Here is a 25560-nt window from a genome sequence, read left to right as displayed (position 1 = left end):
GGTGCCATGAACGCGCGTACCTGCCCCTGCGGCCTGCCCAGGTCCTACGACGAGTGCTGCGGGCGCTACCACTCCGGTGCCGCCGCCGCGCCGACCGCCGAGGCGCTCATGCGGTCCCGTTACTGCGCCTTCGTGCGGCTGGACGCGCCGTATCTGCTGCGGACCTGGCATCCGCGGACGCGGCCGGCGCGGCTCGACCTCGATCCGGGGATGCGGTGGACGGGCCTTGAGATCCTGGGCACGGGGGACGGGTCCGCCTTCCACAGCACCGGGATCGTGGAGTTCCGGGCGTCCTACCGGGGTGGCTCGCTGCACGAGCGCAGTCGGTTCGAGCGGGTGGACGGGGCGTGGGTGTACGTCGACGGGGAGTTCCCCACCCTGGACTAGGGGGCCAGGATGTCCAGCTCCTGGAGCGCGCCCACCGTGATCTCGCGGGTCAGTTCCTCCGCTCGTACCGCGTCGCCCTCGCGGACCGCCTCCGCGACCTGGACGTGCAGGGTGACGGCGGCCGGGTCGGGGTCCTCGAACATGACCTCGTGGTGGGTGCGGCCCGCGAGGACCTCGGCCACGACGTCACCGAGACGGGCGAACATCTCGTTGCCCGACGCCGTGAGGATCACCCGGTGGAAAGCCATGTCATGGACCAGATAGCCCTCCAGCTGGTGGCCGCGTGAGTGGGCCACCATGCCCAGGGCGCACTCGGTGAGTTCGGCGCACTGCTCCGCCGTGGCGTGTTTCGCCGCCAGGCCCGCCGCGACCGGTTCGATCGCCGAGCGCAGGACCGTCAGCGAGCGCAGTTGCTGGGGGCGGTCGGCGCCGGCCAGGCGCCAGCGGATGACCTGAGGGTCGTACACGTTCCACTCGTACTTGGGGCGGACCGTCACGCCCACGCGGCGGCGGGACTCGACGAGGTGCATGGACTCCAGGACGCGGACCGCCTCGCGCATCACCGACCTTGAGACCTCGAACTGCTGTGCCAGTTCGTCGGTGCGCAGAACGCTGCCCGGCGGGTACTCGCCCGCGGTGATCGCAGGTCCGAGGGTGTCCAGTACTTGGCCGTGCAGCCCCCGGCCCGGTGTGCTCATGCACTCAGCGTACGGGGCACGTCACGGGAACAAAAAGTCAGACTTATTTGTCACAGACTCTTGAATTCGTCGTACCTAATGAGTTTCAGTGTCGTCGACGCCCGAGGGCGTCGACCTGTCGATGAAGACAACGGACAGTGAGGCAGTGATGAACACCCCCCATGTCGTCGTGGTGATGGGCGTCGCGGGCACCGGCAAGACCACCATCGGTCCGCTGCTCGCCGCTCGGCTCGGCGTCCCGTACGCCGAGGGCGACGACTTCCACCCGCCGGCCAACATCGCCAAGATGTCGGCCGGTACTCCGCTCACCGACGACGACCGGTGGCCGTGGCTGGACGCCATCGGCGACTGGGCGCACGGGCGGGCGGGGCTCGGCGGGGTGGTCAGCTGCTCGGCGCTGAAGCGGTCGTACCGCGACCGGCTCCGCGCCGCCGCTCCCGGTCTCGTGTTCGTGCACCTCGCGGGCGACCGCGCCCTCATCGAGGACCGCATGTCCCATCGGCAGGGGCACTTCATGCCGACCGCGCTGCTCGACTCCCAGTTCGCCACCCTCCAGCCGCTCCAGGAGGACGAGCCGGGTGTCGTGGTGGACGTGGCCGGCAGCCCCGAGGAGATCACCGGACGCGCCGCCAAGGCGCTCGCCGAGCTCTCGTAACTCCCCGCCTCCCCTCCCCCATCCCCGTACCTGCAAGGGAACTCCCGTGACCAGACTCAGCGTCGAGATGCTGGCAGCGGACCCCGTCGAGCCCATCACCTCGGCCGGTCACGCTCAGCTGGGCATCGCCGTCCTGGCGGGCATCGCCGTCATCGTCCTGCTCATCACCCAGTTCAAGCTCCACGCCTTCCTGTCGCTGACCATCGGCTCGCTCGCGCTGGGCGCGTTCGCCGGGGCGCCGCTCGACAAGGTCATCACCAGCTTCACCGGCGGTCTCGGCACCACCGTCGCCGGTGTGGGCGTACTGATCGCGCTGGGCGCGATCCTCGGCAAGATGCTCGCCGACTCCGGCGGCGCCGACCAGATCGTCGACACGATCCTCGCCAAGGCGGGCGGCCGGTCGATGCCGTGGGCCATGGTGCTCATCGCCTCGGTGATCGGTCTGCCGCTGTTCTTCGAGGTCGGCGTCGTGCTGCTGATCCCGGTCGTGCTCATGGTCGCCAAGCGCGGCAACTACTCGCTGATGCGCATCGGCATCCCGGCGCTCGCCGGTCTGTCCGTGATGCACGGCCTGGTCCCGCCGCACCCCGGCCCGCTGGTCGCGATCGACGCGGTCAAGGCCAACCTCGGTGTCACGCTGGCGCTCGGCGTCCTCGTCGCCATCCCGACGGTGATCATCGCCGGTCCGCTGTTCTCCCGGTACGCCGCCCGCTGGGTGGACGTCCCGGCTCCGGACCGGATGATTCCGCAGCGTGCCTCGGAGGACCTGGAGAAGCGTCCCGGCTTCGGCCCGACGCTGGCGACGATCCTGCTCCCCGTCGTCCTGATGCTCTCCAAGGCGCTGGTCGACATCGTGATCGACGACCCCGAGAACACCACGCAGCGGGTCTTCGACGTCATCGGTTCGCCGCTGATCGCCCTGCTCGCCTCCGTGCTCCTCGGCATCTTCACGCTGCTGCGGCCCGCCGGGTTCGGCAAGGAGCGGCTCACGCCGCTGGTCGAGAAGGGGCTGGCGCCCATCGCGGGCATCCTGCTGATCGTCGGCGCGGGCGGTGGCTTCAAGCAGACGCTGATCGACACCGGCGTGGGCCAGATGATCCTGGACATCTCCAAGGACTGGTCGATCCCGGCGCTGCTGCTGGCCTGGCTGATCGCGGTGGCCATCCGGCTCGCGACCGGTTCGGCGACGGTGGCCACGGTCTCCGCGGCCGGTCTGGTGGCCCCGCTGGCCGCCGACATGTCGACGACCCACACGGCCCTGCTGGTCCTCGCCATCGGCGCCGGCTCGCTGTTCTTCAGCCATGTCAACGACGCCGGGTTCTGGCTGGTCAAGGAGTACTTCGGCCTGAACGTCGGCCAGACCATCAAGACCTGGTCCGTGATGGAGACGATCATCTCGGTGGTCGCGGGCGGTGTGGTGCTGCTGCTGTCGCTGATCATCTAGCGACACGAGAGCGCGGTACGAGGATGAGGTCACCGGCTTCCAACCGGGCGTCGGTGGACCGATGATGGTAGGCCCCTGGGTTTCTGGCCCCAGGGGCCTACCGTCGTCGTGGGGGGCGTCATGGCGGTTTCCCTCGGGATGCGTGTCTCGGGGCTGCTCCTGGCCGGAGCGGTGGCGGTGGCCGCCGCGGCCTTCAGCGGGGGCGGAAGTGACACGCCGGACAGAGGGTACGGGGGCGGCGGAATCGTCACCGCCGGTCCGTCGAGCCCCACTCCCTCGGGACGCCGGGCGGCACCGCTGCCGTCCCTCACGCCGGCCCGGCCGTCGCCCGACGGGCACGCGCACACCCCGGACGTCACCGACAGCCCGCGCGGGCCCGGGAGCACCGCCCCCTCCCCCACCCCCGCGCCTTCGCCGGGCAACCGGCTCCTCCAGAGCCCGCCGTGGCTGCCGCCCGGCCCGAACTCACCGAACACCGACGGCATTTCGGACCCGTCGAGCGTGTACGACCGGCTCCGCGCCCCCACCGAGTGCCGGGCCGTCCTCGACGGCATCCCGGCCGCGTCGGCGGACCCGGAGTGGCGGCTGCTGCGCGGCCTCGCCTCGGCCTGTCTCGCCGTGCAGGGCAAAGGCGGCAGCTGGGCGTCGGCGGCCGAGGAATACACCGCCCTCGCCGGGCGGGCCGACACCTGCAAGGGGCGGGCCGCGTACACCGTCCTGGGCGGCCTGCTCGACTTCCACCGCCGGCACCCCGGCGGCACCGTGCAGCTGAAGACCTCCTCCATCGGTGCCCCCGCCTGCGCCTACCGCCTGGCCGGCGTCGACACCGGCGGCGACGGCGAGGCACGACCCGGCGAGACGGTGGCGGTAGAACTGACCGGCGTCTACTTCGACCCGGCCGAACTGCTGCGGGACGGGCGGGTACTGATCGACGGGCGACTGCCGGAGGGTCCGCCGGTGCTGGGGTCGACAGAGGGTGCAGCCGTGCCGGGATCTGCGAACGGTGCGGCCGCGGTGGGCTCGGCGGGCGGGCCGCCGGTGCTGGCCTCAGCGGATGGTGCGCCCGTGCTGGAGTCGGCGGGCGGTGGTGGCCGGGTGGTGGTGGATGTGGTGGTGCCCATGTTCGAGCCGGGCGGGCTGCCCAAGGACGTTGACGTGGTCGTTCAGTTCGGGGGCGTGGAGGTGCGGGCTGAGGGGGTCTTTACCGTCGTAGCGCCTGATGTGGTGGTGACACCTACCGGGTCAGTGTCGCCACAACGAGTGCTCCCGGTCGGCCCACTCCTTGCTGACCAGGCCCGTGCGCAGGCCGCGGCGGGCCTCCGGGTCGCCCAGGGCCATGCCGATGTGGCCCGCGAGGACGATGCCGATCGTCAGGGCCAGCCAGTCGTGGACGAAGGTCGCGCTGGTGCGCCACTGGATCGGGGTGAGGTGCGTGAACCACATCAGCAGGCCCGTGCCGAGCATGGCCAGGGAGGCGCCCGCGATCCAGGCGGCGTAGATCTTCTGCCCTGCGTTGAACTTGCCCGCCGGGCGTGAGGAGCGCCGTTTGTCGCGGTGCAGGGCCGCGCGGAGCCACACGCGGTCGTGTGGGCCGAAGCGGTTGAGGAAGCCGAGGTCGGCGCGGAAGGCGCGGGAGGCGAGGCCCGCCAGGACGGGGGCCGGGAGGGCGAGGCCCGCCCACTCGTGGATGCGGACGACCAGTTCGCGGCGGCCGACGAGCTCGGCGAACTCGGGGATGTAGAGGCATGCGGCGGTGGCCACGCAGACGCCCATCAGGGCGGCCGTGCTGCGGTGCACCCAGCGCTGCGTGCGGCCGAAGCGGCGGACGTGGGTCTGAGGCGGGGCGTCAGCTCGTAGGGTCATCGTCCCGTCCGTTCGAACGGCCCACCCAGGCGTCGACGTCGTAGCCGCGGTCCTCCCAGTAGCCGGGCTGCACGTCCTTGGTGACGGTGATGCCGGAGAGCCACTTGGCGGACTTGTAGAAGTACATGGGGGCCACGTAGAGGCGGACCGGGCCGCCGTGGGAGTGGCCGATGTCCTTGTCCTGCATGCGCAGGGCGACCAGGACGTCGGCGCGGCGGGCCTGGTCGAGGGTGAGGCTCTCGGTGTACGTGCCGTCGAAGCAGCTGAAGCGGATCGCCGTGCCCTCGGCCCGTACCCCGGCGGCGTCGAGCAGCTGGGACAGGCGTACGCCCTCGAACGGGGTGTCCGGGACCCGCCAGCCGGTGACGCACTGGACGTCCTTGACCATCCGGGTCTGGGGCATCGCCCGCAGGTCGTTGAGGGTGTAGGTGGCCGGGCGGTCGACGAGGCCGTCGATGCGCAGGCGGTAGTTCGCGGCGTTCTTGTGCGGGACGGAGGAGGCGACCGAGTAGTAGCGGAAGCCGCCGCCGTTGGGGAGCAGGCCGGTGAGGCCGGTGGGGTCCTTGTCGGCGGCGCTGCCGAGGAAGGCCTCCAGGCCGCGTTGCAGGGTGGGCGCGGTGACCACGCCGAGGGCACCGAGGCCGAGGGTGCCGAGGAGGACGCGGCGGCCGATGGGGCGGCCGGCGGCTTCGGGGTGCCGGTCCTGCGCCTGAGGGCGCGGGCCGTCCGGCTCGGGTTGTTCCGGATTCACGTACTCATTCGAACACCCGCGAACCCCGGCGGACCAGGGTTCGCGGGTGCCCGTCAGATTTCCGTAACCACTTCTCACGCCTTCTTAAGAAGAGGCCGCCTTGTCCAGCTGGAACGCCTCGTTGCCCAGGCCGATCCGGGCATGGGCCTCCGGCGAGCGGGAGCGCAGGTACAGGCCCTGGACGAGGCCGACGACCACGGCCGCGCCGATGATGCCGGGCAGCACCCAGCTCAGGGACGAGTCGGGGCCGGCGCCGACGAGGACGTCGAAGTCCTTCACCGTGTAGCCGGCGATGACGAGCAGGGCGATCCCGGCGATCGCGGAGGTGACCAGCCGCCAGGCCTGGGCGCCGGCGGCGCCGCGGCGGGCGAAGAACACGACGACCGAGAAGGAGGCCGCGGCCATCAGCACGATCACCCCGAGGGCGCCGATGTTGCCGCCCCAGGTGAACAGGTGCAGGACGGGCTCGGTCGGGTCGCCGGTCGGCTTGTCGTCGGCGACCGCGAAGGCGATCACGATCACCGCGGAGACGGCGGTCTGGAGGAGCGAGCCGGTGCCGGGGGCGCCGCTCGAACCCGTGGTACGGCCGAAGGCGCGCGGCAGCAGACCCTCGCGGCCCATGGCGAACGCGTACCGGGCGACGACGTTGTGGAAGCTGACCATGGCCGCGAACATGCCGGTCACGAACAGCACGTGCAGGACGTCGGTGAAGGTGCCGCCGAGGCGGGACTCGGTGAGGCCGAAGAGCAGTCCGGCGCTCTGCTTCTGGGACTCGCCGACGATCTGCGAGGGGCCGGTGGCGACGGTGAGGGCCCAGCTGCTGAGCGCGAAGAAGACGGCGACACCGCCGACCGCGAGGAACATCACACGCGGCACCAGGACGTGCGGGCGGCTGGTCTCCTCGGCGTAGACGGGCGCCTGCTCGAAGCCGAGGAAGGCGGCGATGCAGAAGCAGAGCGCGGTGCCGACGCCCGCGCCGGTGAGGGTGTCCGGATTGAAGGCGTGCAGGGACAGGCCTTCCTTGGCGGGGTCGGCGACGGCGGCGATGTCGAAGATGACGACCAGGGCCACCTCGATGACCAGCAGGACGCCGAGCACCTTCGCGTTGACGTCGATCTTCAGCCAGCCCAGCGCGCCGACGGCGGCGACGGCCGCGAGCGCCGGTATCCACCAGGCGATGTCCAGATCGGCGTAGGTGGCGAAGAGGCCGGAGACCTCGAAGCCGAAGATGCCGTAGATGCCGACCTGGAGGGCGTTGTAGGCGACGAGGGCGACGAGGGCCGCGCTCGCGCCGGCGGTGCCGCCGAGGCCGCGGGAGATGTAGGCGTAGAAGGCGCCGGCGTTGTGGACGTGCCGGCTCATCTCGGCGTAGCCGACGCTGAAGAGGATCAGGATGACGCCGAGGGCGACGAAGAGCAGCGGCTGTCCGACGATGCCCATCACCGCGAATGTGGTGGGCATGACACCCGCGACCACCATGAGGGGGGCGGTCGCGGCGAGGACGGAGAGCAGCAGGCCGCCGGTGCCCAGGCGGTCGGCGCGCAGGGCCCGTTCCTGGCCCTTGTAGGTACTGATGCCGTCGCCGGCGCTGGCTCTGCTCGTGGTCATCGGGACCGTCCTTAGCTGGGTTCGGGGGCGTTACACCGTGCCGAGCGCGTGGTCGCGGGCGGCACGGAAGGCGGGGTAGGGGTCGCGGTCGGGGTACGACCAGGGGGCCGGGGTGGGGTGCTCGCCGATGCGGTGGAAGAGGGCGGCGGCCTCGGCTCCGCGGCCCTCGCAGACCTTGGCGTGGGCGAGGAAGTTGAGGTCGACGAGGCGACGCGGGTGCCCTTCGTGCTCCCACTCCAGCCACCAGTCGAAGGCCGACTTCATCACCTGGCGGGCCCGGCGGCCGACCCAGTGGCCGGAAGCGGCCGGGTCGGGCGGCTCGTGTCCGGCGGTGGCGAGGACGCGGTAGCGCTCGGCGTGCGCGATGACCGGGAGGATCGCGAGCGGTGAGTCGGCGGGGGCCTGTTCGGCGGCCCAGTTGGCGAAGTCGTAGACCTCGTGGAGCGGGTCGGGCCCGGCGGCGGCGCGGTGCTCGGCGAGGCGGGCGACCATCAGGTGGTGGGCGTGGTGGTGGTCGGCGTAACGCGCGCGGATCTGCTCGAAGAGGCGGACCGCGTTCTCGGCGGCGGTCGAGCCCTGCTCCAGCATGAGCATGCCTAACCAGGGGGTGGGGTCGGCGGGCGCCCGGTCGGCCGCGGTGCGGCAGGCCTCGCGGGCGCGGTCGGGCTTCTCCTTGCCGCGCAGGGCGCGCTGGACCTGGGCGAGGGCGAGCAGGACGGCGGCGTCGGCGGACTCGGGCTCGGCGAGCAGCCAGTCGCGGGTCCAGGCGGCGCTGTACGGCTCCATGGCGAGGACGGTCACACGGTGGCCGCGCAGATCCCACTCGTCGCCCGTGTGGGCGAGCAGGGTGCGGGCGGCCTGCCAGCGGCCCTGGGCCAGGGCGGCGCGGGCGGCGCCGAGTTCGGCGTCGTCGAGGGCGGCGTCGAAGGCCTGGGCCGCGCGTCGGCGGCTGCGGCCGAGGGGTGGCGGGGGTGGTGACACCGCGGAGACTTCCTCGTGCGACGTGGCTCGACGTCGGCTGTTCGGCAGGGGCAACTGGCCCACGGGGCGCTGACCAACGGAGCTGATCATCAGGGCGTGGGCAACTGATCACGGACAGCAAACCCGCAGCCAATGGTTCCCGTCAAGGTCGGAACGGGTGTTACACGCGTCAACTTGTGGGATCAGTGGGGCAGTTGTGAATGTTCACCGTACGTCCGCGCACCCGCGACCGGCCTGAATGTGGCGCAGACCATGGCGCCGCGCGACCGGGGCACTCACCATGGCGGAAAGGTCGCGGGCCCCCGCACGTGACCGAGTCAACCGCCCGGATCCGGGTACTCCCGGGAGCAGGCCGGGCTCAACGGCGCTACAGTCGGCCCCTAACCCGCCCCGTGGCCCGGCCGAGTGATCGAGGTACGCAGCGTGTCGGTTCTGGTTCTGGTTCTCGCCGTGAGCGCGGCCTGCTGCCTGGGCATCGGCTTCGTCCTCCAGCAGAACGCGGCTCAGCGAGCGCCCCTGAACGACTTCCTCTCACCCCGGCTGCTCCTCGACCTGATGCGGGTGCCGCGCTGGCTCGGCGGCATCGGTCTGATGGTGGCGGGCATGGTCCTCGGCGCGATCGCGCTGGGGCAGGGTGAGATCTCCCTGGTCGAACCGCTGCTGGCAACGAACCTCCTCTTCGCCATGGCCCTTTCCCGGCACCAGACCAAGCAGCCGCTGGGCCGCCAGGGCTGGGCGGGGCTGCTGCTGCTCGCGGGCGGGGTGACGGCGTTCATCGTGGCGGGCGAGCCGCGCGGTGGCTCCGCGGTGACCGACCCCTTCCGGCACTGGCTGATCATCGGCGCCATGATCGGGCTCGCGCTGCTGCTGACGACGTACGCCAAGCGCTCACGGCTGAGCTCCGGGCCGGCCCTGCTGGCGGTGGCGGCCGGACTCCTCTACGGCGTCCAGGACGCCCTCACCCGGGTCACCGGCCAGCGCTTCTCCGAGGGCGGCCTCATGGAGGTCCTCACCGGCTGGCAGCCGTACGCCGTCCTCGCGCTCGGCGTGACCGGCCTGGTCCTCGTCCAGAGCGCCTTCGAGACGGCCTCCCTCCGCATGTCCCTGCCCGCCCTCACCGCCGCCCAGCCGCTCGCCGGGATCATCTGCGGCGTCGGCTTCCTCGGCGACCGCCTGCGCACCGACACGGGAGCACTGGCGTGGGAGGCGGTGGGGCTCGCGGCGGTCGTGGTCGGCATCGTGCTGCTCGGCCTGCACCCGGCCATGCCGTGCGGGGCGGCGGAGCCGGCTCGGGCGCGGCGGCTTCAGCCGAACTGAGGCCGATCGCTCGGCGGCGTGTTCACTCGGCCTGCTTGGATGGGCCCATGAGCGCTGCTGACGAGATCCTCGACATCGTCGACGAGCACGACCAGGTCGTCGGACAGTCCCCGCGCGGTGAGGCTTACGCCCGTGGGCTGCGGCACCGCTGCGTCTTCATCCAGGCGCGGGACGCGGACGGCCGGCTCTTCGTGCACCGGCGTACCCCGACCAAGCTGGTCTTTCCCTCCCTGTACGACATGTGGGTCGGCGGAGTGGTCGGCGCGGGTGAGTCCTACGACGACGCGGCGCTGCGCGAGGCCGAGGAGGAGCTGGGCGTCAGCGGGTTGCCGAAGCCGGCCTTCCTCTTCAAGTTCCTGTACGACGGCGGGGCCCGGCGGAGCTGGTGGTCGGCGGTGTACGAGGTCCGCTGCGAGCTGCCGGTCAGCCCGCAGGTGGAGGAGGTCGCCTGGCACGACTTCCTGACGGAGGACGAGGTGGAGCGGCGGCTCACGGAGTGGGAGTGGGTGCCGGACGGGCTGGACGCGTACGCGCGGCTGCGGGCTCACCGGGCGGCCGGCTGACCCCGCAGGGCGTCGGCCAAGGCGTGGGCCTGGGACGCGGTGAGCCCTGAGCCGAGCGGTACCGCGCGCGGGCTGTGGCCGCCGTCGCAGACGGCGAGCGGGCTCGGCTCGGTCGCGGCGCCGCCGCTGAGCGGGCTCGGGCCCTGGAACGTCCAGGTGGGCCCGTCCCAGAAGTCGTGATCCAGCAGCCGCTCGGCCACCTCGGGCGCCGCCTCGGGAGCCACTCCCACGGCCCGCAGCGCCATGGATATGCGCTCCACGGCCGCCGCGACCGGCACGTCCGCGTCGCCGAAGGCGGGCAGCAGCAGAAGCAGGCGTCGGTCCGCGTCCCGCACGCCCTCGACCCCGTCGGGCGCCGACCCGGCCACGGCCAGCAGCTCCGGCCAGGACAGTCCCGGCCCGCTGAAATGCCCGTCGATGGCGGCCAGATCGGCGTGCCGGACCCAGTCCGGGTGCGTGATCAGATAGTCCGTGCCGGCCTCGCCCGGGAAGTTCCGGTGGACGATCCACAGCACATGCCCGCCGGCGAGCGGAACGCGGAACGCCGGCCAGACCTCCTCCGCCCCGTACAGGACCTCGGCCGCCTCGTCGACGTCCGCCGCGTCGGCGCCGAAGACCTCGGGCTCCGCCGCGAACTCGTCCCAGACCGGCGCGTAGAACACCGGCCAGAACCCCGGCAGGTCGAGCAGGTGCTCGGCGGGGGCGATGGCGTGACCGGGCGCCGCGTACCCGGCGAGCGGCGAGGGAAGATCCATGCCCCGAACCGTAGCGACCGCCACTGACAACGCCTCCGTCCCCGCCCGGTAGGGTCCTGCGCGTGATCGAATTCGCACGGAACGTCCGGCTCTGGTTCGCGCCCGAGGAGGTGCGGGAGGAGGGCGGTACGCCCGACTACCGGTTCTCGCTGGCCAACGAGCGCACCTTCCTGGCCTGGCTGCGCACCGCGCTCGCGCTGATCGGCGGGGGCTTCGCCGTGGACCAGTTCCTGCCGGACCTGCGCTGGGGCTGGCGGGTCGGGCTGGCGCTCGCGCTGCTGGGCGCCGGTGTGCTGTGCTCCCTGCGCGCGGTCAATCACTGGATGCGCTGCGAGCGGGCGATGCGCCGGGGCGAGGATCTGCCGGTCTCGCGGTTCCCGGCGCTGCTGAGCGTGGTCGTGGCGGTCGTCGCGCTCGCGATGGTCGTCGTCGTGCTCGTCGGGTGGGAGGGGTGAGCGCGGCGGTCACGGACGCCGGACGCGACCCCGGGCTCCAGCCGGAGCGCACGCGGCTCGCGTGGCGTCGTACGACCCTGTCCGGCACCGTCTCCGCCGTGCTCGCCGTGAAGACCGCGCTGCACGGCGGGGTGTCGGCGGTCGGCGTCGTCGCGTGCGCCCTGTGCACCGTCCTCTGGCTGGGCTTCCTGCTGCTCGCGCACCGCCGTATCCGCGCCCTCGCCTCGACCGGGACCCCGGCGGCGCTCACCCCGCGGCATGCCACGGCCGCGGCGCTGTGCACGGTGGCCGTGGCGGTGTGCGGGGCGGCGCTGGTCTTCTAGCGCCCCTGGTCCTCCTGGTCCTGCTGGCCCTCCTCCTCGCCTTCCGTCTCCCAGCCCACCGTGACCACGATCTTCCCCCTCGTCCGCCCCTCCTGGTTCAGCCGCTGTGCCTCCGCCGCCTGCTCCAGCGGGAAGGTCTCCGACACGTGCACCGAGACCACGCCCTGTTCCGCGAGCTCGGACAGGCGCTGGAGGTCGTCGGCGTCGGGGCGGACCCAGTAGTAGCGGCCGCCGTAGGCGACGACCTCGCCGTCCGCGATCGAGACCAGGCGCCCCTCGGGGGCGAGGAGGTTGGCCGAGACCGTGAGGGTGTCGCCGCCGATGGTGTCGAACGCCGCGTCGACGCCCTCGGGGGCCAGCCCGCGCACCCGTTCGGCCAGGCCCTCGCCGTACTCGACCGGCTCGCCGCCGAGGCTCCGTACGAAGTCGTGGTTGCGCGGGCTCGCCGTGCCGATGACGCGGGCGCCGAAGTGCCGGGCGAGCTGGACCGCGATCGAGCCGACGCCGCCGGCCGCGGCGTGCACGAGGACCGTCTCGCCGCGCTTGACCTGGAGCGCCTTGACGAGCACCTGGTAGGCCGTCAGTCCGGTCAGCGGCAGGCCGGCCGCCTCCTCGAAGGAGAGGTTGCGGGGCTTGCGGGCGAGGGTGCGCACCGGGGCGGCCACGTACTCGGCGAAGGTGCCGCGGGACAGGAAGTCCTCGCGGACGTAGCCGATCACCTCGTCGCCGACCGCGAACTCCGTGACGGAGACGCCGAGTCCGACCACGACGCCGGAGACGTCCCAGCCGGGGACCACCGGGAACACCGGGTCGAGGATGCGGTCCAGATGTCCCTCGCGGCAGTGCCAGTCGACCGGGTTGACGGCCGCCGCGCGGACCTTGACCAGCACCGCGTCGACGCCGACCTTGGGGTCGCGGACATCACCGTAGGCGAGGACCTCGGGGCCGCCGTAGCGTGCGTAGCTGATGGCCTTCATGGCACCGACCCTCCGGGGTAGTCGGACGCCACGCAAGCGGGATGCCCGGATATGCGGCGTTCGCGTGGCAGCCTGTCCGACGTCATCGGCAACATCTCCGAAGGTGAGCACCATGACCACCCTCCACCACGAGCACGTCTCCCACGCGCACACCCACGGCCCCGGCTGCGGACACGCCGAGGTCCGGCACGGCGACCACGTCGACTACGCGCACGACGGCCACCTGCACCGCGAGCACGGCGGCCACTGGGACGAGTGCGAGCCCTCCGGGCACGTCCCGCACGAGGGCCACGACCACCGGCACGGTCAGGACTGCGGCCACGAGAGCGTGCTGCACGGCGACCACGTCGACTATCTGCACGACGGCCACCGGCACGCCCCGCACGACGGTCACTGGGACGATCACTGAGCACGCGGAAAGCACGCAGAAAGCAGCTCCACGGCTCCCCGTCGTACCGCGCGGGGAGCCGTCGGCTTATCGTGGCTCGGATCACTTTCGCCCTACCCACTGGACGGCATACCGACCGGTCGGCATCATGAGTTGCGGACCTGTTCACCTGCCCGTAGGAGCGATGTATGAGCCCCGACCATCCGCCCGGACTCGACCTCGACCGGCTGCGCGGTCTGCTCGACCGTGAGCGGCCCGGTCTGGTCAGCGGCCCCCTGACCGGCCGGCTGATCGAGGGCGGACGGTCGAACCTCACGTACACCGTCTCCGACGGCACCTCGCGCTGGGTCGTACGGCGGCCTCCGCTCGGCCATGTCCTGGCCACGGCGCACGACATGAAGCGCGAGCACCGGGTGATCAGCGCGCTGCACCCGACGAACGTGCCGGTGCCCGAGCCGCTGCTGCTGTGCGAGGACGAGGAGGTGCTCGGGGCGCCGTTCTACGTCATGGAGTTCGTCGAGGGCACCCCGTACCGCACCGCCGACCAGCTGATCCCGCTCGGTCCGGCACGCACGCGTGACGCGGTGCTGGCGCTCGTGGACACGCTCGTCGAGCTGCACGCGGTGGACCCCGCCGAGGTGGGTCTCGCCGACTTCGGCCGGCCCGAGGGCTTCCTGGACCGTCAGCTGCGCCGCTGGGGCAAGCAGTTGGACGCCTCCCGCAACCGTGAGCTGGCCGGCATCGACGAGCTGCACGCGACGCTGGGCCGCCGGCTGCCGGCCTCCCCCGCGGCCACGGTCATCCACGGCGACTACCGACTCGACAACGTGCTCATCGGTGAGGACGACCGCATCAAGGCGATCCTCGACTGGGAGATGTCCACGCTCGGCGACCCGCTCACCGACCTGGGTCTGCTGGTCATGTACAGCCTGCCGCTGGGCATGCCTGACTCCCCCGTCTCCACCACCGCCGAGGCACCGGGGCACCCGGACCCCGCGGAGCTGATCGAGCGCTACGCGGCCCGCTCAGGGCGCGACGTCTCCCAGGTCTCCTGGTACACGGCGTTCGCGTGGTTCAAGCTCGCCGTGATCCTGGAGGGCATCCACTACCGCTACACCCTGGGCCAGACGGTCGGCCGCGGCTTCGACCGCATCGGCGACCTCGTCCCCGTCTTCATCCAGCACGGCCTCACCACCCTTCAGGAAGGCTGACCCGCCATGGACTTCGCGTTCGACGCGCGCACCGAGGAACTGCGCGCCAAGCTGCTCGCCTTCATGGACGAGTACGTCTACCCGGCCGAGGCGGTGGCGGAGGAGCAGCGGGCTGCGCTGGCGTCGCCCTGGGACACTCCCGCCGTGGTCGAGGAGCTGAAGGCGGAGGCGCGCAGGCAGGGCCTGTGGAACCTCTTCCTGCCCGACGCCGAGTACGGTGCCGGACTGACCAACCTCCAGTACGCGCCGCTCGCCGAGATCACCGGCCGTTCCCCGCAGTTGGCGCCGACCGCGCTGAACTGCGCGGCGCCGGACACCGGCAACATGGAGGTGCTCTCCCAGTTCGGCGACGAGCAGCAGAAGAAGCAGTGGCTGGAGCCGCTGCTGGCCGGTGAGATCCGCTCGGCGTTCGCGATGACCGAGCCGGAGGTGGCCTCCTCGGACGCCACCAACATCACCACGTACATCGAGCGGGACGGCGACGAGTACGTCATCACCGGCCGCAAGTGGTACATCTCCGGGGCGATGAACCCGGACTGCAAGATCTTCATCGTGATGGGCAAGACGGACCCGGACGGCGCGGACATCCGCCGCCAGCAGTCCATGGTGCTCGTCCCGCGCGACACCCCGGGCGTCACGGTCAAGCGGGCCATGAAGGTCTTCGGGTACGAGGACCACTACCACGGCGGTCACGCCGAGGTGATCTTCGACCACGCGCGCGTGCCGGTCGCGAACCTGATCGGCGAGGAGGGCGGCGGTTTCGCCATCGCGCAGGCCCGCCTCGGTCCGGGCCGTATCCACCACTGCATGCGGCTGATCGGCATGGCCGAGCGGGCCATCGAGCTGATGTGCCGGCGGGCCGTGTCCCGCAACGCCTTCGGCAAGGCGCTGGCCCAGCAGGGCGTGGTGCACAACTGGATCGCCGACGCGCGTGTGACGGTCGAGCAGCTGCGGCTGCTGGTCCTGAAGACGGCCTGGCTGATGGACACCGTCGGCAACCGGGGCGCCCACACCGAGATCCAGTCCATCAAGATCGCCACACCGCGCGCGGTGGTCGACATCATCGACCGCGCGATCCAGCTGCACGGCGCGGGCGGCGTCAGCCAGGACTTCCCGCTGGCCGAGCTGTACGCCGGGGCGCGGACGCTGATGATCGCGGACGGCCCGGACGAGGTGCACCAGCGGTCGCTGGCGCGACGGGAGTTGAAGAAGTACCTCTAGCAGCTGTCAATAGCCGCCCGAGTAGTGGTGGTCCGCGCGCGCGAGGGCGTGGACGAAGGAGACGAGGCGGAGCCAGAGAGTCGGTCTGCGAGTCATGCGTCCAGCCTGGCTCGCGGGCCGGTCAGCGGTCCAACAGATGGATTCGCTGGGCGCCATCTCTACGATAGATGGATGGAGATGCGTCAGCTCCGCCACTTCATGGCGGTCGTCACCGAGGGCAGCTTCACGGCGGCCGCCCGTGCCGAACTCATCGTCCAGTCGGCGCTCAGCACCTCGATCCGCAATCTGGAACGGGAGCTGGGCGCCGATCTGTTCGACCGCACCGGACGGCGGGTGGTGCTCACCGAGGCGGGCCGGGCGCTGCTCCCGCAGGCCCGCGCGCTGCTGGCCGGGGCCGACGCCGCGCGGGACGCCGTGGCCGCCGTGGCGGGGCTGGCCGCCGGACGGGTGGCGATCGGCACCATCCAGACGCTGACCTGCGTCGACCTCCCCGCCGAACTCGCCGCGTTCCACCAGGACTTCCCCGGCATCCAGGTGTCCGTGCGGGACGCCACGGTGAGCGAGCTGACCGAGGCGCTGCGCGCCGGGGAGCTGGACCTGGCGTATCTGGCTCCGGACGCGCGGGAGCTGCCCGAGGGGCTGACGGCGTACGCGACCTGGCACGAGGAGCTGGTGCTGATCACCGCGCCGGGGCATCCGCTGGCCAGGGCCGGCCGCACGCTCATCAAGGACCTCGCCGAGGAGCCGTTCGTCGACTTCCGGGCGGGGACGGGCCTGGAGACGGCCGTACGGCGGCTGGCGGCCCACTGCGGCCTGGAGCGCCGGATCACCTGCGACGTCACCCAGGCGGGGCTGCTGGTGGAGCTGGTGCGGGCCGGGATCGGGGTGGCGTTCGTGCCACGGCCGATCGGGGAGCGGGCCGGGCTGCCGTGCGTGACGATCCGGCAGCCGGAGCCGGGGCGCACGGTGGTGCTGGCCGGGCGGGGCGCCAGGCCGCGCAATCCGGCGGCCGGGGCCCTCCTCGATCACCTCACGGGCGCAGTGCCCGCAGCAGCAGGTCGGCCAGGTGGTCGGCGACTTCCTGCGGGCCCATAGGGCCGTCGGGGCGGTACCAGGTCGACAGGTGGTGGACCGAGCCGAAGTGGTAGTCCACGACCAGGTCGGCCGGGGGCGCCTTGGAGAAGACCCCGCTCTCCTGGCCCTCCTCCACCAGCGCGCGGAAGCGTTCGTGGTAGCGCCGGCGCTCGGCGCGCACCTGCTTGTTCTTCTCCGGGCTCAGGTGGTGCATGGAGCGGAAGAAGATCGACGCGTCGTCGAGGTTCTCGATGGTCGTCACGACGACGTCCGCCGCCGCGCCTCTGAGCCGCTTCTCGATGGGCTCGTCGGCGTTCGCGAACGCGTCGAGGCGCTCCTGCTGGACGCGCAGCACGCGCGCGTACACCTCGTGCAGGAGGTCGTCCTTGGAGCCGAAGTAGTGGTACAGCGCCCCCTTGGTGACGCCGGCCGCCTCGACGATCTCCTGCACGGAGGTGCGGTCGTAGCCCTGCTCGGCGAAGAGCCGGGTGGCGGCAGCCAGCAGCCGCTGCGGGACGGGCGTACCGTCCCCGTCGTTCGTCCTGGCCACTTGGCCGCCACCTGCCCTTCCGTTCGCTCCTGCGCGTTCTACTGCTCGCCCTGCCCGCGGGAACGCAGTTCCCGCCGGAGGATCTTCCCAGTCGCCGTCTTCGGCAGGTCGGACAGTATCTCCACCTGCCTCGGGTATTTGTAGGCGGCCAGTCTCTCCTTGCAGTACACCGCGAGTTCATCCGGGTCCGTGTCGGCCCCCGGACGCAGGCTGATGTACGCCTTCACGGTCTCCCCGCGGTACCCGTCCGGCACGCCGACGACGGCCGCCTCGCGCACCGCCGGGTGGGTGTAGAGGACGTCCTCGACCTCGCGCGGCCAGACCTTGAAGCCGGACGCGTTGATCATGTCCTTCTTGCGGTCGACGACGTACAGCCAGCCCTGCTCGTCCATGAACCCGATGTCGCCGGTGCGCAGCTCGCCGTCGGGGAAGGTCTCGGCGGTGGCGTCGGGGCGCCGCCAGTAGCCGGGCACGACCTGCGGGCCGCGGACGACGATCTCGCCCTGCTCGCCGAAGGGCAGCTCGGCGCCCTGGTCGTCGACGATCCGTACGACCGTGTCGGGCCCCGGCAGACCCACGGCCAGCGTCCCGGACACCGGGTCGACGGGGGCCTCCAGGGTGGGCGGCACGGAGGCGCAGGGGGCGGTGCACTCGGTGAGGCCGTAGCCGTTGCGGATGTACGGCCCGAAGCCGGCCCGGAACTTCTCCACCAGCGCGGGCGGCAGCGGGGCCCCGCCAGAGGAGATCATCCGGAACGAGGTGAAGTGGTCGCGAGTGACCGCCGGGTGCGCGGCCAGCGCCATGAAGGCCGTGGACGGGCCGACCGTGTAGTGCGGGCCGTGTTCGGCGAATGCGTCGAGGACGACGCCCGCCTCGAAGCGGTACGCCAGCACGAGCGTGCCCGCGCTGTTCAGACAGGCGCCGAGCTGGCAGACCATGCCGGTGATGTGGAACAGCGGCGCCAGCGCGAAGTACACGGGCGCCTCGGGCAGTTCGAGGCCGGTCCGCTGCCGCTCGGCGTTGTACATGATGTTGGCGTGCGTGTTGGTGGCCCCCTTGGGAGCCCCGCTGGTGCCGGAGGTGTAGCTGATGAGGGCGATGTCGGACGGCCCCGGGTCGCGGCCCTCCGGCGCCTTGAGCCCCGCCCGCGCCACCGCCGTCAGGTCCTCGGCGTCGGCGGCCTGCGGCAGCCGCTCGAAGGTCAGCACGCGCGCGTCGTTCCGCGTCTGGAAATCCAGCTCGCACCCGGTGAGCACGATCCGCACCGGCGAGTCGGCGGCCGTCTCGCGCAGATACGACTCCCAGGCGCGGTCGGAGCAGATCAGCGCGGCCACTTCGCCGTCCCGCAGGACGTGGGTGACCTCCCCCGCCTTGTACATGGGGTTGACGGGCACGACGGTCGCGCCCGCCTTCCACGCACCCAGCAGGGCGATCACGAAGTGCGGGGAGTTTTGCAGCAGGATCGCCACACGGTCGCCGCGCTCCAGGCCGCGCGCGGCGAGATGCCCGGCGACGGAGTCGCTCAGCTCGTCGACCTCGCGGTAGCTGAGCCGGCCGTCGAAGTAGGCGAGGAAGGTGCGGTCGGGGACCTCGGAGGCCGCCTTCCGCAGGGCGTGCACCAGGGAGTCGGGGGGATCGATCGGCGCGCGCTGGGCGTCGTTCAGGAGGGCGACCCAGGGCTTGGCGGCGTAGCGGGAGTCGGTCACCGCGCCTCCTCCCACTTCTGCTGGATGTGGTTCATGCCGGCCAGCCAGCGGTCGGGCTCGGCGGCGCGGGCCTGGTAGTAGGCGGCGACCTCGGGGTGCGGAAGGATCAGGAAACGGTCCTCCTCGATGCCCTTGAACAGCGCTTCGGCCACGTCCTCCGGCTCGACCGCGGTCGGCTTGAGCACCAGGTCGCCCGCGGTGCCGGTGGCGGCGAGCATGTCGGTGCGCACGCCCTGGGGGCAGATGGCGTGGACCTTGATCCCGCGGTGCCGGTAGGTCAGCGACAGGTACTCGGCGAAGGCGTACGCCCCGTGCTTGGTGACGGCGTACGGAGCGGCTCCGATCATGGTGAGCAGTCCGGCCGCGGACACGGTCGACACGAACCGCCCGCTCCCCCGCTCCAGCCACCCCGGCAGCAGTTCGTGCGCGGCACGCACGTGTGCCATGACGTTGACGTCCCAGGACAGCTCCCAGGCCTTGGCGTCGGCGAGATCGTCCACGTCCGGACCGCCGAAGGCGACACCGGCGTTGGCGCAGTAGACGTCGACGGTCCCACCGAGCGCGGCGAGGGCGTCGGGAACGACGGCGGAGGCGTCCCCGGCGACCGCGATGCCACCGATCTCCTCGGCAACAGCCTTGGCCCGACCGGCATCGAGATCGTTGACGACGACCCGGGCCCCTTCGGCAGCGAACCGCCGGGCGAGGGCGGCCCCGATGCCCCCTCCGGCCCCCGTGACGACGACACCGGCACCCTGCAAGGCTTCCACCATCAATCTCCTTCGACTGCGGCTCTACGGAGAGGCCCAGACTAACCGGTCGGTATGTCTCTAGGAAGAGGTGAGGTCATGCCGCTCAGGGGCGCGGGGCTGTATCGATTTGCGGCTCCGCCGCGTGGGCGCGACAAGCCACGAATTGCCCGCACCTTCCACACAACCTGCGGGAGCAATACCGTGCACCCCATGCGCCTATCCAGACGAGCACTCCTCGCTGCGACCACGGCAGCAACCGCCCTCTCCTCCGCACCCCCCGCCTCCGCGGCCCCCCACCGCCACCTCCGCACCGGCTTCGAACGCCTCGCAGCCGACGCCTACGCCCTCCTCGACGGCCAACGCGTAGGCATCGTCACCAACCCCACCGGCATCACCCGAGACGCCCGCCACATCGTCGACGTCATGCACGCCGACCCAAAGGTGGACCTACGGGCCGTCTTCGGCCCGGAGCACGGCTTCCGAGGCACCGCACAGGCCGGCGGCTCCGAGGGCCGCTATGACGACCCCGCCACCGGGCTCCCCGTCTACGACACGTACCTGAAGAGCGGCCAACCCCTCGCCGACGTCTTCACCGCGTCCGGCGTCGACACCGTGGTCTTCGACATCCAGGACGTGGGCGCGCGCTTCTACACGTACATCTGGACGCTCTACGACTGCATGGAGGCGGCCCAACTCGCCGGGAAGCGGTTCGTGGTGCTCGACCGCCCGAACCCCGTCACCGGCCGCTCCGCCGAAGGCCCGGTCCTGCACAAGGAGTTCGCGACCTTCGTCGGCCGGCAGCCGATCTCGCAGGCGCACGGCATGACGGTCGCCGAGCTGGCGCGGCTGTTCAACGGGGAGTTCCTGACCGCGCCCGTCGCGCTGGACACCGTACTGATGACGGGATGGAGGCGTTCGGATTTCTACGACGCCTCAGCCCTGCCCTGGGTGCCGCCGAGCCCCAACATGCCCACCCCGGACACCGCGCTCGTGTACTCGGGGACGTGTCTCTTCGAGGGGACGAACCTGTCCGAGGGCCGTGGCACCACCCGCCCCTTCGAACTGCTGGGCGCGGAGGGGATCGACGGGCGGTGGGCCGCCGCCGCGAACGAACTCGGGTTGCCGGGCGTGCACTTCAGGGAGGCGTACTTCGCGCCGACGTTCTCCAAGTTCCAGGGCAGGACGGTCGGCGGAGTGCAGATCCATGTGCACGACCGGGCGGCGTACGACCCCGTCCGCACCGGGATCGGGCTGCTGGTGACGGCCAAGCGCGTGTGGAGCGGGTTCGCGTGGCGGTCCGACAACTGGATCGACAAGCTCACCGGTTCCACGCAGGTGCGGACCGCGATCGACGCGGGCACGGGCGTCGACGACGTGGTGGCGGGCTGGCGGGAGGAGCTGGCCGCGTTCCGCCGTATCCGTAAGGAGTACCTGCTGTACAGATGATCCCCCGGCCCGAACAGGGCAGTTGACTCGTGAAGTATGGCCAACTTCGCCCCACAGGAGGACGATGCGACGGCATCGCACCACTTCGGGGGACAAGGGGGCCTGTCATGGCGGATCCGGCGATGAGCGTGAGCCCGTACTGGGAGCTGACCTTCGACGCGGACGGTGACCCGGACGGCGCACGGCGGGACCGGCTGCTGGCCGGTGTCGCGGAGCACGGTGTCAAGGATCTGATCGTCTTCGCGCACGGCTGGAACAACGACCGTTCGGGGGCGACGAGGCTCTACAGCCGCTTCTTCGCGCCGATCCCGGAGCTCGCGCCGAAGGCCAAGCTCGGGTACGTCGGGGTGGTGTGGCCGTCGATGAGGTTCTCCGACGAGCCGATCCCGGACTTCCCGAGGTCGGTGGCGGCCGAGACCACGCGGCGTCCGGCGCTGGACAAGGACACCCGCCACGCGCTGCTGGAGACCTTCCCCGGCCGGGCCACCGTGATCGACCAGATCGCGCGGCTGCTGGACCAGCAGCCGCGCGAGGAGGCCGAGTTGGAGGAGTTCGGGCGGCTGGTGCGGCTGCTGGTCGAAGTGGTCCCCGCGGGGCCGCAGGCGCTGTTCGGGGCGGACACCCTCGCGGAGGGCGTGCCGCAGAGCGAGCCGGACATGTTCTCCGGGCCCGCGGCCGGGGTGTGCGAGGACTTCGCGCGGGGGCTCGCCGCGGTCGAGGCGCCGGACGGTGTGACGGAGGGATTCTCGATCCCCAATCCCTGGGACGGGGCGCACGAGTTGCTGCGGCAGGCCACGTACTACGCGATGAAACGGCGCGCGGGGACGGTCGGTGAGCGGGGACTCGGGCGGGTCATCGGGCAACTCGCCGCGAAGAGGCCCGAGGTGCGGGTGCATCTCGTCGGACACAGCTTCGGCGGGCGGCTGGTGTCGTTCGCGCTGCGCGGGCTGCCCGAGGGCGTGCGCACGGTGAAGTCGGTGACGCTGCTCCAAGGGGCCTTCTCGCACTACGCGTTCGCCGCCCGGCTGCCGCACGACGCGCGCGCGGGTGGGGTGTTGCAGGGGCAGCAGAACCGCATCGACGGCCCGCTCGTGTGCTGTTTCTCGCGCTTCGACTCGGCGTTGAGCACCATGTATCCGCTGGCCTCGCGCATGGCCGGGGACGCTGAGGGGGCCGCCATGGACCTCGGGCGGATGCTGGGCGTCAAGTGGGGGGCGATGGGCCACGACGGGGTGCAGGCGGTGCCGGGCACGCGCGCGTGGAAGCTCGCCGACGCGCTGAGGACGACGTTGCCGACGTCGGGGTGCGTGAACATCGACGCGGCGTCGGTGGTGAAGGACGGGAAGGCGCCGGCCGGGGCGCACAGCGACATCGTGCACCGGGAGCTGGCGCAGGTGGTGGTGGCGGCGGGCCGCATCCGCTGACCCGCCGCCACCCGAAGGTCACCGGTGTGAGGTGAACTCCACGACCTGCTGGTAGGTCGGCCGGTTCTGCCAGCTGATGTTGTAGTGCTTGATGCCGCCCAGGGTGCGCTGGACGATCGAGTCGGCGCACCACTGGTCGCCCGCCGAGCACAGGTCGTCACCCGGGTAGACCTGGGCCGCGGTCTTGCCGGCCGCCGTCTTCAGGGTGCTGATCAGGATGTCCCGGCAGGCGCTGAGGCTGCCGCCGCCGCAGTACTTGTTCGCCAGCGGTCCCTGCACGGTCTCGCCGAGCACCGCGCGGATGTCCTTGTCGACGTAGGACCACCAGCCGTACTGGAAGGAGCTGCCCGCGTGTGAGCCGGTCGGGCCGTGCGCGGCCGAAGGCGACTCGTCCACCGGCAGGTTGGCCTGGAAGGCGGTGTACAGGTCACTGCCCAGGCCCGGTTTGAACTCGGCCTCCACCAGCAGCGGCCACCAGGCGTCCAGGATGCGGATGGCGTCCGCGTTGGCGTACGTCTTCGAACCCGCCGACGTCTCCGTGCGCTTGCCGCCCGCGGTGAGCCAGGTCTGGAGCTTGGTCACCGCCGCCGCGGCCGTGGAGTCGGTGACCGTACTGCTGTTGATCACCTTCAGCAGGTCGGGCAGCACGTCCTCCGCGCGCAGGTCGGCGAGGGCGGCGTCGGCCATCGCCTTCACCAGCGAGGCCCGGGTGACCCCGCCCGCGGCGACGAGCTTCTTCACACGGTCCTCCAGGAGGTTGCCGCGATGCACCGAGCCGTCGCCCCAGGGCGCGGTCGTGTAGTCCTTCGCCTGTTTGTTGTTCCAGGAGATGTAATAATCCTGGTCGATGGAGTTGGGGTGGGCCGAAGCCGCCGTGTAGTCGGCGGTGTTGGTCGTCGGGTTCCAGTTCTTCCACTCGTACGACGCCTGCGCCCACACCGGGAACTCCGCGTCCACGCCGCTCGCGCGCACCGGGTTGTCGCCGCTGTTGTAGTACGCGGTGTGCGTGGAGTCGGCGTAGAACCAGTTGAAGGTGTAGTTGATGTGCTGCACCGCGCTCTGGAAGGTCTGCGGACTCTTCACGTAGTCGGGGTCGTTGAGCATCTGGAAGCCGATGATCGAGTCGGCCTCGTGCATGTACGACGAGCGCAGCGTGGTGTAGGCGACCTTCTTGCCGCCGACGGTGGCCCGGTAGGCGACGGGGCCGTACTTCGTCTTCCAGACCCGCATGGTGTACGAGCCGGCTGCCGTGCCGTCGGCCGTGGTGGGCGCCCAGGAGTTCTTCTGTTCGATCTTCTCCATGGCCGTGCAGGTGCCGTGGTACAGGTAGTGGTAGTCGTCCTGGCACAGTTCGACGGCGTAGCTGTCGATGATGTCCTGGCCGGAGGTCGTGGCGGACCATGAGTAGTCCTGGCCGCGGCCGAGTTCGACGTACATGCTCAGGCCCGCGAAGGAGGCGCCGCGCGCGCTGATGCCGGGGCCCTGGATCTCCTGGAGCATGAGGAGCTGGGGGGCGAAGTAGCCGGTCTGCGGGCCGAAGACGGCGACCGGGTGGCCGCTCGCGGTGTGGGCGCCGCTGACCACGAGGGCGTTCGACATGCCGCGCTTGGCGGAGGTGAGGGCGTTCGCGGTGGCCGTGGCGGCGGCCGCGGAGGCGCTCTGGTCGCCGCCGGTGCCGGTCGGGTCGTAGATCAGCGGCTCGGTGGCCACCGTGCCGGCGTCGGGGAGCGCCTCGCCCTGCGGAGTCGTGGGCTTGGTGGCGTACGGGAAGCTCTCGCCGTTGTGGACGGTGAGGACGGCCTCGGGGTCGTTGCGCTCGCGGAAGGACTCCCAGACCTCGGTGCCCTTCGTCACGCCGTACTGCTCCTGCGCGGCCAGCAGCGATATCGCGTTGTTGACCTCGCCACCGCCTCCGGAGCCGAACAGGGCGCCGATGACGGAGGCCAGTGCGACCAGGTCGGTGAGCTTGAAGTGGTCGATGGTGCCGGCGTTGGTGACGGAGTCCTTGTGGCCGGTCAGGACGTACTCGCCGGGGAAGTAGCGGCCGCTGTCGGAGGCGTCGATGTAGGCGTTGATGCCCGCGATGTAGGCGTTGGCGTCGGCGAGGGCCTGCTGGCCTCTGGTGCCGTTGTTGGCGACGGCGTTGTCGATCTGCGCCTGGAGGTCGGCCTCGCTGTAGGGGGCGTTGCGCCAGAACTGCTGTTCCAGGCCCTGGTTGGAGGGGGCGCCGCCGGCGAAGGTGGTGAGCTGGCCGCGCCCGACGTGGCGGAAGACGTCCATCAGCCACAGCCGGTCCTGGGCCGCCGCATAGCCCGCGCCGAACTCGGTGCCGTATCTGGTGGTACCGGTGATGTGCGGCACACCCGTCTTCTTGTCCCGCACGATCGTCACGTCGGTGCGGCCTGCCGGGTTCAGGGTGGAGGCGACCTGGTCGGAGGCCACGCCGAACGAGGCGTCGTTGAAGAAGGTGTTGATCGTGGCGTTGGTGAGCGACGAGTAGCCCTTGGCGAGGTTCGCGTAGGGGCCGAGCTGGTCCTCGGCGTGGTCGGGCTGGGTGCCGAAGGCCTGGTTGAGGAGGATCTGGGCGAGGGTGGCGTTGCCGTTCTCGCCGGGCGGCAGGATGTCGGAGCACTGGCTGCCGCAGTAGTCGTTGGCGGCCGTGGCCTCGGCCGCTGACGCGACTTGGCCAAGAGGGGACAAAAGACCGGCAATCAGGGCGCATACGGATGCGGTCTTCAGGAACCCGGTGAGTCTGCCGGGAGTTCTCAGTCTGTCGAGAGCGGTGCGTGAGGTGCGCCGAGGCATGGCAGCTCCTACCGACGGGGGTGGGCCGGACGTTACCGCCGGTATCCCCGGGATTGAAGATGAACATGCGTCAAGTTTTGGTACCCGATCCGGAGGCGAATGGGGGTCATCGGAAATCGGATGGAGCCAAATCGCTTGTCGATACGTCTATTCGGCGACGTCCGTTCGACGACGCCGAAGTGACCGAAGTACAGGTGCAGGTGTGACGG

General features: G+C 71.3%; 24 protein-coding genes. 13 read left to right on the top strand and 11 right to left on the bottom strand.

The genetic code is table 11. The features are described from left to right. Window positions 1–6 precede the first annotated feature (6 nt). A complete protein-coding gene (locus IQ210_RS37825; RefSeq protein WP_194083769.1) occupies window positions 7–387 on the top strand; it encodes a YchJ family protein in 381 nt (126 codons plus the stop codon). On the opposite strand, the gene IQ210_RS37820 is transcribed toward IQ210_RS37825, so the two are convergent. Further along, window positions 384–1085 (bottom strand): FadR/GntR family transcriptional regulator, encoded by a 702-nt coding sequence (locus IQ210_RS37820; protein WP_194083768.1) that lies wholly within the window; start codon window positions 1083–1085, stop codon window positions 384–386. The two genes, IQ210_RS37825 and IQ210_RS37820, sit on opposite strands and share 4 nt — an antisense overlap. A 148-nt stretch (window positions 1086–1233) precedes the next feature. Between IQ210_RS37820 and IQ210_RS37815 the strand changes: the two genes are divergently transcribed. Continuing rightward, window positions 1234–1740: a gluconokinase gene (locus IQ210_RS37815; RefSeq protein WP_194083816.1), complete on the top strand. Its 507-nt coding sequence runs from the start codon at window positions 1234–1236 to the stop codon at window positions 1738–1740. 46 nt (window positions 1741–1786) lie between these two features. Beyond that, window positions 1787–3184, top strand: coding sequence for a GntP family permease (locus IQ210_RS37810; RefSeq protein WP_194083767.1), 1398 nt, complete (start codon window positions 1787–1789; stop codon window positions 3182–3184). Between the two features lie 1242 nt (window positions 3185–4426). Here IQ210_RS37810 and IQ210_RS37805 read toward each other — a convergent pair. The 4 genes from IQ210_RS37805 to IQ210_RS37790 form a co-directional block, all read right to left on the bottom strand. Then, the gene (locus IQ210_RS37805) at window positions 4427–5047 is read right to left on the bottom strand and encodes a cytochrome b/b6 domain-containing protein (protein WP_194083766.1); all 621 of its coding nucleotides are present in this window, start codon (window positions 5045–5047) and stop codon (window positions 4427–4429) included. Next, window positions 5031–5798, bottom strand: a complete 768-nt coding sequence (locus IQ210_RS37800) for a molybdopterin-dependent oxidoreductase (RefSeq protein WP_194083765.1) — start codon at window positions 5796–5798, stop codon at window positions 5031–5033. Before IQ210_RS37800 ends, IQ210_RS37805 begins: the two co-directional genes overlap by 17 nt. Before the next feature lie 84 nt (window positions 5799–5882). Next, entirely contained in the window at window positions 5883–7406 is a 1524-nt protein-coding gene (locus tag IQ210_RS37795; RefSeq protein ID WP_194083764.1) for an APC family permease, read from the bottom strand. 30 nt (window positions 7407–7436) lie between these two features. Next, window positions 7437–8387, bottom strand: a complete 951-nt coding sequence (locus IQ210_RS37790) for a hypothetical protein (RefSeq protein WP_194083763.1) — start codon at window positions 8385–8387, stop codon at window positions 7437–7439. Window positions 8388–8810: 423 nt separating this feature from the next. On the opposite strand from IQ210_RS37790, the gene IQ210_RS37785 reads away from it, so the two are divergent. Together IQ210_RS37785 and IQ210_RS37780 are read left to right on the top strand one after the other, a co-directional pair. Further along, window positions 8811–9704, top strand: coding sequence for a DMT family transporter (locus IQ210_RS37785; protein ID WP_194083762.1), 894 nt, complete (start codon window positions 8811–8813; stop codon window positions 9702–9704). A gap of 47 nt (window positions 9705–9751) precedes the next feature. Continuing rightward, entirely contained in the window at window positions 9752–10267 is a 516-nt protein-coding gene (locus IQ210_RS37780) for an NUDIX hydrolase (RefSeq protein WP_194083761.1), read from the top strand. On the opposite strand, the gene IQ210_RS37775 is transcribed toward IQ210_RS37780, so the two are convergent. After that, the gene (locus tag IQ210_RS37775; protein WP_194083760.1) at window positions 10249–11022 is read right to left on the bottom strand and encodes a hypothetical protein; all 774 of its coding nucleotides are present in this window, start codon (window positions 11020–11022) and stop codon (window positions 10249–10251) included. The genes IQ210_RS37780 and IQ210_RS37775 overlap by 19 nt on opposite strands. Before the next feature lie 62 nt (window positions 11023–11084). Between IQ210_RS37775 and IQ210_RS37770 the strand changes: the two genes are divergently transcribed. Further along, window positions 11085–11477, top strand: coding sequence for a YidH family protein (locus IQ210_RS37770; RefSeq protein WP_194083759.1), 393 nt, complete (start codon window positions 11085–11087; stop codon window positions 11475–11477). Continuing rightward, entirely contained in the window at window positions 11474–11800 is a 327-nt protein-coding gene (locus tag IQ210_RS37765; RefSeq protein ID WP_194083758.1) for a DUF202 domain-containing protein, read from the top strand. The genes IQ210_RS37770 and IQ210_RS37765 overlap by 4 nt, the downstream gene beginning before the upstream one ends. Here IQ210_RS37765 and IQ210_RS37760 read toward each other — a convergent pair. Then, window positions 11797–12777: an NADP-dependent oxidoreductase gene (locus tag IQ210_RS37760; RefSeq protein WP_194083757.1), complete on the bottom strand. Its 981-nt coding sequence runs from the start codon at window positions 12775–12777 to the stop codon at window positions 11797–11799. The two genes, IQ210_RS37765 and IQ210_RS37760, sit on opposite strands and share 4 nt — an antisense overlap. Window positions 12778–12889: 112 nt before the next feature. On the opposite strand from IQ210_RS37760, the gene IQ210_RS37755 reads away from it, so the two are divergent. The 4 genes from IQ210_RS37755 (at window position 12890) to IQ210_RS37740 (ending at window position 16692) form a co-directional block, all read left to right on the top strand. Further along, the gene (locus IQ210_RS37755) at window positions 12890–13186 is read left to right on the top strand and encodes a hypothetical protein (RefSeq protein WP_194083756.1); all 297 of its coding nucleotides are present in this window, start codon (window positions 12890–12892) and stop codon (window positions 13184–13186) included. A gap of 167 nt (window positions 13187–13353) precedes the next feature. Beyond that, window positions 13354–14376: a phosphotransferase family protein gene (locus IQ210_RS37750; protein WP_194083755.1), complete on the top strand. Its 1023-nt coding sequence runs from the start codon at window positions 13354–13356 to the stop codon at window positions 14374–14376. 6 nt (window positions 14377–14382) lie between these two features. Further along, complete coding sequence (locus tag IQ210_RS37745) at window positions 14383–15597, top strand: acyl-CoA dehydrogenase family protein (protein ID WP_194083754.1); 1215 nt, start codon at window positions 14383–14385, stop codon at window positions 15595–15597. A 171-nt stretch (window positions 15598–15768) separates the two neighbouring features. Then, on the top strand, window positions 15769–16692 hold the full coding sequence (locus IQ210_RS37740; protein ID WP_194083753.1) for a LysR family transcriptional regulator: 924 nt from the start codon (window positions 15769–15771) through the stop codon (window positions 16690–16692). On the opposite strand, the gene IQ210_RS37735 is transcribed toward IQ210_RS37740, so the two are convergent. From IQ210_RS37735 to IQ210_RS37725, 3 genes are read right to left on the bottom strand one after another with little or no spacing between them, the layout of a single operon-like run. Beyond that, window positions 16628–17221 carry a TetR/AcrR family transcriptional regulator gene (locus tag IQ210_RS37735; RefSeq protein ID WP_194083752.1) on the bottom strand — a complete coding sequence of 198 codons (594 nt, stop codon included), beginning with the start codon at window positions 17219–17221 and terminating at the stop codon, window positions 16628–16630. The genes IQ210_RS37740 and IQ210_RS37735 overlap by 65 nt on opposite strands. A 38-nt stretch (window positions 17222–17259) precedes the next feature. Further along, window positions 17260–18927, bottom strand: a complete 1668-nt coding sequence (locus IQ210_RS37730) for a class I adenylate-forming enzyme family protein (RefSeq protein ID WP_194083751.1) — start codon at window positions 18925–18927, stop codon at window positions 17260–17262. Beyond that, window positions 18924–19697, bottom strand: coding sequence for an SDR family oxidoreductase (locus IQ210_RS37725; RefSeq protein ID WP_194083750.1), 774 nt, complete (start codon window positions 19695–19697; stop codon window positions 18924–18926). Before IQ210_RS37725 ends, IQ210_RS37730 begins: the two co-directional genes overlap by 4 nt. A 189-nt stretch (window positions 19698–19886) precedes the next feature. Between IQ210_RS37725 and IQ210_RS37720 the strand changes: the two genes are divergently transcribed. Then, on the top strand, window positions 19887–21122 hold the full coding sequence (locus IQ210_RS37720; protein ID WP_194083749.1) for an exo-beta-N-acetylmuramidase NamZ family protein: 1236 nt from the start codon (window positions 19887–19889) through the stop codon (window positions 21120–21122). A 107-nt stretch (window positions 21123–21229) separates the two neighbouring features. After that, the gene (locus IQ210_RS37715) at window positions 21230–22546 is read left to right on the top strand and encodes a serine-threonine protein kinase (protein WP_194083748.1); all 1317 of its coding nucleotides are present in this window, start codon (window positions 21230–21232) and stop codon (window positions 22544–22546) included. Window positions 22547–22564: 18 nt separating this feature from the next. Here the strand turns inward: IQ210_RS37715 and IQ210_RS37710 are convergent, their stop codons facing one another. Beyond that, window positions 22565–25351: a penicillin acylase family protein gene (locus IQ210_RS37710; protein ID WP_194083747.1), complete on the bottom strand. Its 2787-nt coding sequence runs from the start codon at window positions 25349–25351 to the stop codon at window positions 22565–22567. Window positions 25352–25560 lie beyond the last annotated feature (209 nt).

The sequence above is a fragment of the Streptomyces justiciae genome, from assembly GCF_015163075.1.
GTDB classification, from domain to species: domain Bacteria; phylum Actinomycetota; class Actinomycetes; order Streptomycetales; family Streptomycetaceae; genus Streptomyces; species Streptomyces justiciae.
The sequence above is the reverse complement of the archived record's forward strand: the minus strand, read 5'-3'. Positions and strand labels throughout refer to the sequence as shown.